The sequence below is a fragment of the Pseudomonas antarctica genome, assembly GCF_001647715.1.
Classification (GTDB): Bacteria; Pseudomonadota; Gammaproteobacteria; order Pseudomonadales; family Pseudomonadaceae; genus Aquipseudomonas; species Aquipseudomonas antarctica_A.
The window spans coordinates 2,970,918-2,984,089 of the sequence record NZ_CP015600.1 but is presented as its reverse complement, the minus strand read 5'-3'; the positions used below and the strand labels follow the sequence as shown (position 1 = coordinate 2,984,089).

Annotated in this window: 12 protein-coding genes; 3 read left to right on the top strand and 9 right to left on the bottom strand. The window is 61.9% G+C overall.

Features of this window, described 5'->3' with window-relative positions; genetic code table 11:
* Positions 1 to 4 precede the first annotated feature (4 nt).
* The 3 genes from A7J50_RS13550 to A7J50_RS13540 all read left to right on the top strand — a co-directional run bounded on the left by A7J50_RS13550 (position 5) and on the right by A7J50_RS13540 (position 3,375).
* Positions 5 to 637, top strand: a complete 633-nt coding sequence (locus tag A7J50_RS13550; RefSeq protein ID WP_064452257.1) for an N-carbamoylsarcosine amidohydrolase — start codon at positions 5 to 7, stop codon at positions 635 to 637.
* A 322-nt stretch (positions 638 to 959) separates the two neighbouring features.
* Positions 960 to 2,270 (top strand): MFS transporter, encoded by a 1,311-nt coding sequence (locus tag A7J50_RS13545; RefSeq protein WP_064452256.1) that lies wholly within the window; start codon positions 960 to 962, stop codon positions 2,268 to 2,270.
* A gap of 28 nt (positions 2,271 to 2,298) precedes the next feature.
* Positions 2,299 to 3,375 carry a nucleoside hydrolase gene (locus A7J50_RS13540; RefSeq protein ID WP_064452255.1) on the top strand — a complete coding sequence of 359 codons (1,077 nt, stop codon included), beginning with the start codon at positions 2,299 to 2,301 and terminating at the stop codon, positions 3,373 to 3,375.
* Between the two features lie 40 nt (positions 3,376 to 3,415).
* Here A7J50_RS13540 and metC read toward each other — a convergent pair whose 3' ends face one another.
* The 9 genes from metC to A7J50_RS13495 all read right to left on the bottom strand — a co-directional run bounded on the left by metC (position 3,416) and on the right by A7J50_RS13495 (position 13,171).
* Entirely contained in the window at positions 3,416 to 6,121 is a 2,706-nt protein-coding gene (metC, locus tag A7J50_RS13535) for a cystathionine beta-lyase (protein ID WP_064452254.1), read from the bottom strand.
* A gap of 27 nt (positions 6,122 to 6,148) precedes the next feature.
* Complete coding sequence (locus A7J50_RS13530; RefSeq protein WP_064452253.1) at positions 6,149 to 6,796, bottom strand: glutathione S-transferase family protein; 648 nt, start codon at positions 6,794 to 6,796, stop codon at positions 6,149 to 6,151.
* Between the two features lie 136 nt (positions 6,797 to 6,932).
* Complete coding sequence (locus A7J50_RS13525; RefSeq protein ID WP_064452252.1) at positions 6,933 to 7,529, bottom strand: hypothetical protein; 597 nt, start codon at positions 7,527 to 7,529, stop codon at positions 6,933 to 6,935.
* Between the two features lie 16 nt (positions 7,530 to 7,545).
* Positions 7,546 to 8,370, bottom strand: coding sequence for an amino acid ABC transporter ATP-binding protein (locus A7J50_RS13520; RefSeq protein WP_064452251.1), 825 nt, complete (start codon positions 8,368 to 8,370; stop codon positions 7,546 to 7,548).
* The gene (locus A7J50_RS13515; protein WP_064452250.1) at positions 8,357 to 9,040 is read right to left on the bottom strand and encodes an amino acid ABC transporter permease; all 684 of its coding nucleotides are present in this window, start codon (positions 9,038 to 9,040) and stop codon (positions 8,357 to 8,359) included. The genes A7J50_RS13520 and A7J50_RS13515 overlap by 14 nt, the downstream gene beginning before the upstream one ends.
* Complete coding sequence (locus tag A7J50_RS13510; RefSeq protein WP_064452249.1) at positions 9,030 to 9,755, bottom strand: amino acid ABC transporter permease; 726 nt, start codon at positions 9,753 to 9,755, stop codon at positions 9,030 to 9,032. Before A7J50_RS13510 ends, A7J50_RS13515 begins: the two co-directional genes overlap by 11 nt.
* Entirely contained in the window at positions 9,752 to 10,954 is a 1,203-nt protein-coding gene (locus tag A7J50_RS13505) for an aminotransferase class I/II-fold pyridoxal phosphate-dependent enzyme (RefSeq protein ID WP_064452248.1), read from the bottom strand. Before A7J50_RS13505 ends, A7J50_RS13510 begins: the two co-directional genes overlap by 4 nt.
* Positions 10,951 to 12,372, bottom strand: a complete 1,422-nt coding sequence (locus A7J50_RS13500) for an FAD-binding oxidoreductase (protein WP_064452247.1) — start codon at positions 12,370 to 12,372, stop codon at positions 10,951 to 10,953. The genes A7J50_RS13505 and A7J50_RS13500 overlap by 4 nt, the downstream gene beginning before the upstream one ends.
* Positions 12,365 to 13,171: a transporter substrate-binding domain-containing protein gene (locus A7J50_RS13495; protein WP_064452246.1), complete on the bottom strand. Its 807-nt coding sequence runs from the start codon at positions 13,169 to 13,171 to the stop codon at positions 12,365 to 12,367. The genes A7J50_RS13500 and A7J50_RS13495 overlap by 8 nt, the downstream gene beginning before the upstream one ends.
* Position 13,172: the final 1 nt, after the last annotated feature.

The window sequence follows — 13,172 nt, the reverse complement described above, 5'->3', positions numbered from 1 at the left end:
TGCGATGAGCGAACAATCCGCCGACGCCAACTACCAGGGCGTATGGGGCAACCGCATTGGCTTCGGCAAAAAAGCCGCACTGCTGATGATCGACTTCATGCAGGGCTATACCACCGAAGGCGCGCCGTTATATGCCCCCGAGGTTGCAATTGCCGTCACTGAAAGCGTCGAACTGTTGGCCACTGCACGCAAGCACGGGATTGCGGTGGTGCACACCAATATCCGCTACCATCCCGGCCATTTCGCCGACGGTGGCATCTGGGTCAAGAAAGCCCCGGTGATGAAGGACATGGTCGAAGGCAACCCACTCGCGGCGTTCTGCCCCGAGGTCTTGCCCCGGGCCGATGAAGTGGTGATCACCAAGCAATATGCCAGTGCATTTTTCGGCAGCAGCCTGGCCCCGATGCTGCACGCCCAAGGCATCGACACGGTGGTGCTGGCCGGCTGTTCCACCAGCGGCTGCATTCGTGCCACCGCAGTGGATGCGGTGCAACACGGGTTTCGCACCATCGTCGTGCGCGAATGCGTCGGCGACCGACACCCCGCGCCCCACGAAGCCAACTTGTTCGATATCGACAGCAAGTATGGCGACGTGGTGAGCAAGCAGGAGGCGATGAGCAAGTTCAGGGAGCAATAAGACGTTATTAAGAACTGCGCCATAGAGCGTGGTCTTGAAAAAACTGAGGTCCGGCCTGGAAATGCATTCACCTATGGGAGCCGATCCCTGTGGGAGCCGGGCTTGCCCGCGATGCGCACGCTGCGGTGTAACTGTTACACCGCGCCGATGCCATCGCAGGCAAGCCAGCGCCCACAGATGCTCGCTCGCCACAGGTCAATGCCAAACCAGAAATATCTCAGTCTTCTGACACTGCCTTTGGAAGTCGCTTTTACAGCACTCCGAAGTGCTCGAACAAAAGCGGCTGTATAAAAACCATAAGTCACCGCCGGGAGACACCCCAATGCCCATTGCGAATGCAGCGCCCGCGACCACGGTCGCCGACCCCGTTACCACGCTTTACCACAAGATCACCTGGAAGCTGATTCCGTTCCTGTGTTTCTGCTACCTGGCCGCCTACCTCGACCGCATCAACATCGGCTTTGCCAAGTTGCAGATGCTCGACCAACTGCACTTCAGTGAAACCGCGTTTGGCCTGGGCGCCGGCTTGTTCTTCGTCGGCTACATCATCTTTGAAGTGCCGAGCAACCTGGTCCTGGAAAGGGTCGGCGCGAAGATCTGGATCGCACGCATCATGATCACCTGGGGCCTGCTCTCGGCCTGCACCATGCTGGTCACCTCCACCACCCAGTTCTACATCCTGCGCTTTCTGCTCGGCGCCGCCGAAGCGGGCTTTTTGCCAGGCGTGCTGTATTACCTCACCACCTGGTTCCCCACCCATCGACGGGGGCGCATCATCGCGCTGTTCATGATCGGCCTGCCGCTGTCCAGCGTGATCGGCGGCCCGCTGTCCGGCTGGATCATGGGCCACTTCGACAACATGGGCGGCCTGCGTGGTTGGCAGTGGCTGTTCCTGATTGAAGCGGTGCCCAGTGTATTGCTCGGCGTGCTGACATTCTGGGCGCTGCCCAATACCTTTCAACAGGCCAAATGGCTGTCGGACGAAGAAAAGAGCCTGCTCGAAAGCGAACTGCGCAAGGACGACGCGGACGCCACCGGCAGCAAGCACAGCTTCCGCGACGGCTTCTTCAATCTCAAAGTGTGGATGCTTGGCGGTATCGATTTTTCGATCCTGCTCAGCGCCTACGCCATGGGTTTCTGGATGCCGACATTCATCCGCAATGCGGGCATCACCGACACCTTCCATATCGGCATGCTCACTGCGTTGCCGAGCGTGGCGGCCTTGCTCGGCATGCTGCTGATCGGCGCCAGCTCCGACAAACATCGCGAACGCCGCTGGCACATCATCGTGCCGTTTCTGATCGGCGCGGCGGCGATGGCCACCAGCACATTCTTCACCCATAACGTGGTTGCCACGGTGCTGTTGTTCGCCATCGCCTCGGCCGCGATCATCGGCGCCGTGCCGGTGTTTTTCAGCCTGCCGGCGACCTTTCTCAAAGGCACGGCGGCGGCCACCGGTTTTGCCCTGGCGTGCTCGCTGGCGAATATCGCAGGCCTGGTGAGTAACTCGTTGATGGGTGTGGCGATCGACGTCACAGGCAGCAGCGCGGGCGCCTTGTGGTTCTTCGCCGGGTGCCTGATCCTCAGCAGCTTCCTGGTCATCGCCTTGCCGGCGAAACTGGTGAACCGTTAACAACAACAATTTTTTCGGATGAATCACCATGCAAGCTTTCCTTAAAAGCTGTGCCCTGATTGTCGCCGTCGGCCTGTGTGCCGGCACCGCGCAGGCGGCTGAAAAAGTCATCTTCGACACCGACTTCAACGTGCTCAACGATGACGGCCAGGCCTTTATCATGCTCGCCCAGTTGCATGCGCAAAAACGCATCGACCTGCTGGGCATGACGCTCGTCAGCGGCAACGCCTGGGTCGACCAGGAACAAGTCGATGCCCTCAAGGCCGTGGAACGCATGGGGGTGGAGAACGAGGTGGGCGTCTACTCGGGCGCCGCCTACCCGCTGCTGCATGACTACGCCACTTACGAGGCAGAGAAAGCGCTGTTTGGCTCCGGCTGGCCGGGGGCGTTCAAACACCCGCGCCCTACCTCGGCCTCACAACTGATCGCGCCACCGGATGGCCTGGCGACCCACACCCAGTTGCGCAGTGAAACGGCCGCACAGTTCATCGTCGAAAGCGTGCGGGCCAACCCGCACCAGGTGACCATTCTCGCCGTCGGCCCGTTGACCAACGTCGCCCTGGCGATTCGCTCGGCGCCGGACATCGTGCCGCTGATCAAGCGCATCGTGTACATGGGCGGCGCCCTGGAGATCCCGGGCAACACCACCCCGGCGGCGGAGTTCAACTGGTGGTTCGACCCGGAGGCCGCGAAGATCGTGTTGCGCTCACCGATCGAACACGTGATTTTCCCGAATGATGTGTGCGAGAAAGTCACCTTCGACAAATCGGTTTACCAGCGCGTGATTGCCCAGAAAGGCGCGATTGCCGACCTCTACAAGCACGAGTTCGGGCCGCTGTTCGACAAAGACCCGAGCTACCACAGCTTTACCTGGGACAGTTTGCCCGCACTGTTCCTGGTCAACCCGCAAATCGTCACCGAATCCCGCGAGTTGTGGGTGGACGTAGATGCGACCTTTGGCGCCGACTACGGCCGTGCACTGGGCTACAAAAAAGGCGCACCGGTCGGTACGCAGAAAGCCAACGTGGTGTTTGGCGTCGATCAGCAGAAGTTCTGGGACGGCTACGTCAACCTCGTGACATTGCCAACCCCGGTCAAACACTGACCGGCGGATCGCTCCCACCTGGCGTGGGAGCGATCATCACTCAGCCTGCAAGTGCAAACCCGCGCTGCAAATCCTCAATCAATGCCGCCACATCTTCCAGGCCGATATGCAGGCGCACCACCGGGTTAAGCCCGCGATCCGCCGCACTGTCCCGGTCCTGGGTATTGGCCACGGTGACCAGGCTTTCATAACCGCCCCACGACGCGCCCAAGCCGAACAGTTGCAAGCCGTCGATAAAACGCTCGATGCAAGCCGGGTCTGGGTTCGCCAATTCAAACGACAACAAACCATTGCTGCCGCTGAAATCCCGACGCCACAACGCATGGCCCGGGTGCTCCGGCAATGCAGGATGGAACACCCGCTTGACCTGCGGTTGCGCCTGCAACCAATGAGCAATGTCCACAGCCTGGCGCTCATGCACATCCAGGCGCGAAGCCAACGTGCGTGCGCCGCGCAGAATCAGGTAGGCATCGTCGGCGCTCACCGCGTTGCCGAAGGTGTCGCTCATTTTGCCCAGCGCCGCCCAGGCTGCCTCGGTGGTGCACACACTGCCCATCATCACATCGCTGTGGCCGCCCAGGTATTTGGTCAGAGCCATGATCGAAATGTCCGCGCCCAATGCCAGCGGCCGATACAGGTAGCCCGAGCCCCAGGTGTTATCGACCGCCAACAGGATGCCATGCGGTTTGCACAGCGCCGCAATCGCCGGCAGGTCACACAGTTCATACAGCAATGAGCCCGGCACTTCGGCGTAAACCAGCTTGGTATTGGCTTGCAACTGCGCCTCCAAACCCTCGCCATCCGGCGAGAAGTAGCTGACTTCAATACCGAACGGCTGCAGGAACTCACGGGCCAGTTTGCGCACCGGGGAATACACCGCGTCAGTGATCAGCACATGATCGCCAGGACGCAGATAAGCCAGAAACACCTGCGCCGCTGCCGCCAGGCCGGTGCCGTAAAGCCGTGTGCGATGGCCGCCCTCAAGCTCAGTCACCAGGTCTTCCAGCGCATGCGACGTCGGGTTGCCGCGCGCGCCGTAGCTCAGCACGCGCTCACTGTCACGGCGAGCGCGGGCGTCGCGCATCTGTGCGAGGTTATCAAACAGCACAGTGCTCAAACGGGAGACCGGCACATTCACCGCACGAGCGCCATGGCCCTTTTCGGTACGCGCGGCGTGGATCAGCCGAGTACGCACGCGCGACGGCGGCGCCAGGGGCTTGAGGCTGGCGATTTCCGCTTCGCTCATCTGCGCCAACAGGCCTATTTCCCAGGCCAGGTATTGGCGGGCGGCATCCTTGTTGCCGCTGTGGCGGTCGTGGGTGAAAAACAGGAAGTCGATGCACTGTGCATCGCGCGGGGTTTGCGGGTCTTCGTTAACCGGCAGGCCGGCAGCGGCCCATGCACTGAAGCCGCCGTCGAGCAGCCTTGCAGGCAAGCCGTCGGCTGCGAATGCCGCCAAGGCGGGATCATCCGCGACCAGCACTAAAGGTCGATGATCAGTCTTCAACAGTGAACGAATCGACCATTGCGAACCCGCAATATGCCCTTTGCGGTACACCATGCTCGGCCGCAGATCGATCAGGTTCACATCGTTCAACGCCAACGCCAGCGCCAGCGCCTGGGCGCTGATCAACGGCAACGGCTGGTACGCCACCGGCTGCACAAGCGGTAGCACCAGGCCACTGTCGATACCCCCGCTCAGCACGTAAGCCTCATGCCCCAACTGGCGCAGCCAACTGGCAACAATCGGCGCGCGCACGCCGTCGCTGTCCACCAGCACAATGCGCGCGTGGCGCACGCCGATGTACAAGTCGGTGGACTGGATCAATTGCCCGCCCGGCGTGTGTTGCGCGCCCGGCAAGCTGCCGAGGGTAAATTCTTCGGCAGTGCGTACGTCACACAAGAACAGGCTGCGCTGCGCGTCATCCGCCCATTGCCGGACCTGATCCGCCGACACACTGACCACCCCTGCCCGCTCAGCCAGCTGCCGAGCGGCCTGGCGTTGTTGGGCCAGGTCGGTGCTGACCTGATCGGCGTAACGCCGGGTGCTGCCGTGTTCCAGGGCAAAGTCTTCCAGGTACCAACCCTGGGTACCGTTTTCCAAGGCGTAGATCGGGTTCTTCAGCCCCAGGTTGATCAACGTCTGCGCGCCGATAATGCTGCGGGTACGCCCGGCGCAGTTGATCACGATTGGCGTGCGCTCATCGGGCACCAGGTCATGCACACGGTAGCCCAATTCCCCGTTCGGGCAGCAGATGGAGCCGGGAATAGTCATCTTGCGGTATTCATCAAACGGCCGACCGTCCAGCAACACGAGAGGCTCGCCACGCGCCTGCCACTCGGCTAATTGCCGCGCGGTGACATGGGGTGTGTGGCTGGCCTCTTCGACCAATTCGCCAAAGGCCTTGGACGGCACGTGCACCCCCGCAAACAGCTGCAAACCCGCCGCTTGCCAGCCATCGGCGCCGCCTTCGAGCACCTGCACACCGCTGTAGCCCAGGGCGTGTAAACGCTCTGCCGTACGCGCCGCTACCTCACCACCGTCCTGGTCGTAAATCACCAGACGCACCTGGGGGTTCGGCGCCAGCCGGCGCACATCCAGCTCCAGGCGGCTATAGGGCAGGTTCACCCCGTGGAACAGGTGGGCTTCGCCGTATTGCCCGTGTTCGCGCACGTCGAATACGGCGATTTCCTGCCCGTCGAACAGCCATTGCTGCAGTTGACGTGGGGTGATGGTCTGGCTCATGGAAGTCCCAACAAGTTAAGAAAAGAGTTACTGCAACGCCAACGAGCGCTCGCCGGGTGCCACTTCGAGCCCCTTGGCATAGGCCCGCTGCACCGCCGGTCGCGCTTTGATGCGCAGGCGCCAGGCCTGGATATGTGGGTAGTCCGCCAATGCCTGGCCCTGGCGCAGCGGCTGAATCCACGGAAAGATCGCCATATCCGCCACCGAGTATTCACCGGCCACATACGGCACCTCGGCCAGGCGCTGTTCGAGCACGCCATAGAGGCGCGTGGCCTCGGCATTCAGCAGGTCGAGGGCGAACGGAATCGGCTCCGGCGCCTTCTCCTTGAAGAGCTGCAACTGGCTCAGGTACGGGGTGATATGCCCGACCTGCCAGAACAGCCATTCCTGCACCTTTTGCCGCGCGGCACTCCCGGCCGGCGGCAGGAATTGCCCGGCGCTGTCAGCCAGGTAATTGAGGATCGCCCCGGACTCAAACAGGCTCAGCGGCGTTTCGGTGCGATGGTCGACAATGGCCGGAATCCGCCCATTGGCGCTGATGCGCTGGAAGCTCGCCTGCTTTTGCTCGCCTTCGCGGATATTCACCGGCAGCAGGCGGTATTCAAGCCCCAACTCTTCCAACAGGATGCCGACTTTGAGGCCGTTGCCCGTTGGCCAGTAATACAGATCAATCATAAAAACCCCTGGGATGAACGCTGCACCCAATGTGGGAGCGGGCTTGCTCGCGAATGCGGTGTATCAGGCAATGCTGATGTGTCTGACCCGATGCTTTCGGGAGCAAGCCCCCGCCCACATTTGATCGTTGGCGTGCTTACAAATAGGCCTTGATCGACGGCGCCATCTGCGAGGCGTTGTAATTGAGGATGCGACCGTCAGCTTCCACGCCGTACCGGCCGTTCAGCGATTCCAGCGGCAAGCCGTAGAGGTGGAAATGCAAGGTCGCCTGCTCGCCTTCGACACGAATACCGTGCAGGTCTGCACCGAGAAACGAGATCGACGTGCCCGGCTGCACAATCACTTCTTTCTCAAGGGTCAGGGTGGTGAACCCCGGCTCACGGCCCTCGTCATTGCGCGCGTAGACGTAATTGATTTCCTGGCCTTCGATCGCACTGATGATTGCCCAGGTATCGTGGTTATGCGCGATCGTGCTTTTGCCTGGCAACAGCGAGTTGAGGTACAGCGTCGGGGTGTCACCGTCGTCATTCAAACGATAGCGAAACGCTGTGCTGCCCTGCCCTGGCACCGGCGCGGGAAATTCGTCGAAGTTGAACAGGTCGCGACGCTCAGCCAGGTCTTCCAGCAGGCTGACGATTTCCACCAGGGCCGCGCGGTCTACGCCGCGCTGGTTGATGACGCGAATCTGCTGCAAAAACGCCTCGATAACGGCGGCACGGTTTACGCTACTCATGACGGTATTCCTCTTATCAGACTGACAGGCTGTAACGGCTCAAATTGGTCAACAGGTACGGGTCGTGGGCGATGGGGCCACGGCGCCCCGAATCGCCCAGGGCATGACGCAGGAACGTCTGGGTGCGTTCGCTGCTCGGGTTCTGGAAAATATGGGCTGCGCTGCCGTGCTCGACAATCACGCCGTTTTCAGTGAAGTACACCAAGTCACTGATCTCTTCGGCGAAGCGCATTTCATGGGTGACCAGCACGCAGGTCATGCCCTCTTCGGTCAGCTCGCGGATCACCGTCAGCACTTCACCGACGGTTTCCGGGTCCAGCGCCGAGGTCACTTCATCGAACAGGATCAGCTCCGGGCGCATTGCCAGGGCACGGGCAATCGCCACGCGCTGCTGCTGGCCGCCGGACAACTGGCCCGGATAGGCGTCGGCCTTGTGCTCCATGCGCACTTTGGCCAACAGCGCTCGTGCGTCTTTCTCGGCGTCTGCACGGTTGCGGCCCAACACTTTGCGCGGCGCAATCACCAGGTTTTCCAAAACGGATAAATGCGGGAACAGGTTGTATTGCTGGAACACAAAGCCGACGCGCTTGCGCAACTCGATACGCTGGGTTTCCTGCGTCAGGGTGTCCACACGGGTGTCACCCACACGAATGGTGCCGCGCTGCGGCTGCAACAACCCCGTAATGCAACGCAGAATGGTGGACTTACCCGAACCCGACGGGCCGATAATCGAGACCGCTTGACCTCGGTACACCTCCAGGTCGATGCCCTTGAGCACCGGGTTGCTGCCGAATGACAGGTGGATATCCCGCAGGCTCACCAGGGGTTCAATAGAAGGCATAACGGCGCTCCAGGTGTTGGGTGAGACGGGAAATCGGGTAGCAATAGGCGAAGAACAACACCAGCAGGCTCAGATAGATCACCACGGTAAAACCGGTCAGATTCACGGTATTGCTGGCGATCTGCGCGGTGTCGATCACGTCATGCACACCCACCAGTGACGCCAGCGCCGTGCCCATGGTGACCACCGCATACAGGTTCATCCACGGCGGCAACATACGCTTGAAGCACTGCGGCAGGATGATCGAACGGAACAGCTGCCCGCGGGTAAACGCCAGCGAGCGTGCGGCTTCCCACTGGGTGCTGGGAATCGAACCGATGGCACCCCGGAAGATCTCCGCGACGTTGGCACTCGCCGGCAAGGCCAGGCCGATGGTGACCTTGACCCAGTCGGGAAACGACACGTAACTGCTGCCAATATGAATTTCGAACGGGAACACGTAGGTGGTGAAATAGATCAGCACCAGCCACGGCGCATTGCGAAACACCTGCACCCACAGTCGCGCAACAATCCCCACCGGCGATAACGCCAGCGCACCGATCAACAGGCCGAGCAACGAGCCGATGGCAATCGCCAACAGGCTGATCAGGATGTTCTGGCCGAAGCCCGCCACCAGCGCCGGTGACCACTGCCACAACGCTGACAGCACCGGAAATGAATCAATGGCCATAGCCGGGCATCCTCAGGCGCGCTTCCAGCCAGCGCCCCACACAATTGACGATAAAACTCAGCAGACCGAAGAAGCTCAGGATCAGGATCATCAGTTCCAGCACGTTGTCGCTCTGGGTCCAGATCATGATCGCGGCGTAGGTGATGTCGCCCACCGCGATCGCGGAGGCCACGGCGGTCATCTTCACCAGGTCAATCAGGTTGTTGATCAGCGACGGCAAGGCAAAGCGCACCGCCAGGGGCAACTGCACATTCCAAAGCAATTGACGGCTGCTGAACGCCAGGGAACTGGCAGCTTCAAGTGTGACGGCGGGCACCGCTTCGATCCCGGCGCGCAAGGCCTCGGCATGGAACGCGCCTTTGTGCAGGGAGATCACAATCACCACCCAGGCAAACGGCGTCAGCGGGTTGGCCGCGCCGACCGCCTGGGTCAGCAACATGTTCAGCACCAGGAACGCGCAATACAGCTGCACCAGCGTCGGCGTATTGCGCGTGACCTCGACAAACACCCGCGCCGGCTTGGCCAGCCACGGATTGCCGCAGGTGAGCATCGCCGCCAGGCTGATACCCGCCAGCAGGCTGCCAATGATCGTGAACAGGCACAACAGGCCGGTGGTCAGCGCGCCTTGTACCAGGCTGCCGCGCTGGTAGGCGTCCAGCAGGAAGGTGTAGTTCAGACCAAAGCCTGCGGCCCAATGGACGAAAAGCTCCATCATCGCAATTTTCCGCAGGCTGCCGCGATACGCCGCCCGGCCTCGGCCACGCTGTCGGTCGCCGTGGCGATGGACAAGCGAAACCACGGCGACAGGCCATAGGCACTGCCCGCCACACCGGCTACGCCCTCCTCCAGCAGCCAGGCGACCACATCGCCGTCGTTGTCCACGCGCTGGCCGTCCGGGCGGCGGCGCCCCAGCAGCCCGGCGCAACGCACGAATACAAAGAAGCCGCCCTGAGGCTCAAGGACTTCCAGGCCCTCGACACCGTTAAGGGCCGTGACCAAAATGTCTCGCCGCAACTGGTAAGCCGCGACCTGCTCAGCGAGGAAGTCCAACCCGCCGGTGTACGCCGCCAACGCGGCCGCCTGCCCCACCGATGATGCGCCAGAGGTGGATTGGGATTGCACCACAGCCATCGCATCGGTCAGGGTTTTCGGCCCGGCACCGAAGCCGATGCGCCAGCCGGTCATGGCGTAGGTCTTGGACACACCGCCGACCAGCAGGCAACGGTCCTGCAGGTCCGGCGCGACGTTCAGCAGACTCTGGGCCGGGCGACCATCGAAGCGGATGTGCTCGTACAGTTCATCCAGCAGGATCAGCACCTGAGGATGGCGACGCAGCACCTCGGCCAACGCCTGCAATTCGGTGTCGCTGTAGACCGCGCCGCTGGGGTTGCCCGGGCCATTCAGAATCAACCAGCGCGTGCGCTCAGTGATGTGTTGTTGCAACTCGGCCGGGAGCAACTTGCAGCCCTGCTCCAGCCCACATTCGATGAACACCGGTTCGCCGCCGTTGAAGCGCACGCTGTCCGGAAACGACGGCCAGTAAGGCGTCGGTACCAACACTTGATCACCTTCATCCAAGGTGGCGGCGAAAGCATTGAAGATGATTTGCTTGGCGCCGTTGGCAATCACGATGGACGCCAGTGGGTAGTCCAGGTGATTTTCCCCGGCCAGTTTGCGTTGCACAGCCAGGCGCAGCGCCTTTACACCCGGCGTCGGCGTGTACTTGGTGGCGCCCGCCGCGATGGCGGTGTAGGCGGCTTGCTTGATGTGTTCCGGGGTGTCGAAATCCGGCTCGCCGGTGGTGAGATCGAGGATATCGCGGCCAGTGTCACGCAATTCGGTGGCGCGGGATTTGGCCGCGGCGTTGGCCGACAGCGACACGCGCTGCACGCGTTTGGACAAACGTACGGTCATGGCTGCACCTCAAGGACTTTGCCCGGGTTGAGCAGGTTGTACGGGTCAAGCGCCTGCTTGATGCGGCGCATCAGGTCCAGCTCCACCGGGCTCTTGTAGCGGCTGAGCAGGCCGACCTTGCGCTGACCGATGCCATGCTCGGCACTGATCGAGCCGCCGTGGGCATGGGCGCTGTCATGCACCAACGCGCTCAACTCGGCGTAGTGAGCCATGTGTGCGTCCACCGTCGAATCCAATGGGTGTGCCACGTTGTAATGCAGGTTGCCGTCGCCCAGGTGGCCGAAGGTGAAGTTGCGCACGCCGGGGAAATGCTGTTGCAGCAGCGCGTCGGTGTGGGCAACGAAGGCCACAACCTGGGAAATCGGCACCGAGATATCGTGCTTCATGTTGCGCCCGGCGCGCTTCTGCGCCTCGCTCATGTTCTCGCGCAGCAGCCACAGCGCCTCGCTTTGCGCCAGGCTCTCGGCGATCAAGGCGTCACTGAGCAGTTGCTGCTCGAAGGCATCGCCGAGCACCCGCTCGAAGGCCTCGCGGGCGTGGCTTTCGCCGTGGTTATCCGAGAGTTCAATCAACGCAAACCAGGGCTGGCTCGCCGTTTTAAAAGGCTGCGGACCGTCCGGAAATTGTTCGCGCAACAACGCAAGGCAATCAGCGGTCAGCAGTTCAAAGGCCGTCAGGTTGGCGCCAAAGCCGGCGCGGGCATGGGACAAAAACGCCACCGCCTGGGCCAGTTCATCAAAGGCTAATAGCGCCGTAGCCTGGGCTTTCGGCAGCGGGAACAGCTTTAAGGTGGCGGCCGTGATAATCCCCAGGGTACCTTCGCTGCCGATGTACAAATCACGCAGGTCGTAGCCGGTGTTGTCCTTGCGCAAACCGCGCAGGCCATGCCAGATTTCGCCTTCGGCAGTCACCACCTCCAGGCCCAGGGTCAGCTCGCGGGTATTGCCGTAACGCAATACCGCTGTGCCGCCGGCATTGGTGCCGAGGTTGCCGCCGATGGTGCAACTGCCTTCGGCGCCGAGGCTCAACGGGAACAAGCGATCGGCATCGCGCGCCACGTCCTGGATGTTCTGCAGGATGCACCCGGCTTCCACCGTGAGGGTGTCGTTGTCGGTATCGACAGTGCGTACGCGGTCCATGCGGTCGAGCAACAGCAACACCGAGCGCCCGCTGGCGTCCGGCGTGGCGCCGGCCATCAGACCGGTGTTGCCGCCCTGCACCACGATGGGCGCGCTCAAGGCCACGCAGGCACGCACCACCGCCGCCACTTCATCGGTATTGGCCGGGTGCACTGCCGCGATTACCTGGCCGGTGTAGCGCCCTTGCTTGTCAATGAGGTACGGCGCCGCTTCTTCGCTGGTTTGTACATGGGTTGCGCCGAGCAGCTGTTGCAAGGTGGCAAAAAGCGCTTCACTCATGGCTGTATTGCTCGTGCAAATCCCGCAAGGCCTGGGACGGCGCCATACCGGTGCGCTCGCCGAGGGCAATCAGAAATCCGGTTTTATGCCAGTCACGCACGATGGCATCGAGCTTGGCCTGGGTGTCGTGTTCGCCCTTGCGAATCCAGATCACCGACTTCGACGGGATCAAATCACCCGGCAAGGGGATTTCGTAACCGTCCCATTCGGCTTCATTGAGCAGCGCATGCATGGTCGGACTGACGTGTACGGCGGCCACGCAACCGTTGCCGCGCAGCGACAACAACGATTCGGACTGGCTGCGGAACGCCTTGATCTGCGCGCCGTAGGTTTCCTGCAGCGGCTTGATGAAGTTGCTGCCCTGGGACACGCACACCGGCTTGTCCTTGAGGTCGGCCCATTGCGTGATGCCGGCGCCCTTGCGAATCAACGCCGCACCGCCGACTTCCTCATACGGTGTGGGCACGTAGTCGAGGATGTCGGCACGCTCTTCGGTGAATTGCATATTGGCGATCAAGATGTCGACCTTGCCCTGTTGCAGGAACTGCACGCGGTTGGGCGCCAGTACCGAGACCGTTCTGGTCTCCACGCCCAGCACCTGGCCAATGCCCTTGGCCAGTTCGACGTTGTAGCCCAGGTGCTCGCCGGTCTTGGGGTCGATAGTGCCGAACGGCGGGCCGCTGAGGATCACGCCGACGCTGATGGCGTGGCGTTGCTGGATTTTGTCGAGGGTGGCATCGGCGTGGGCGAAGCCGGCGCACAGGGCCAGGCCGAGTGCGGTCAGGGTTTTCAGATTCATC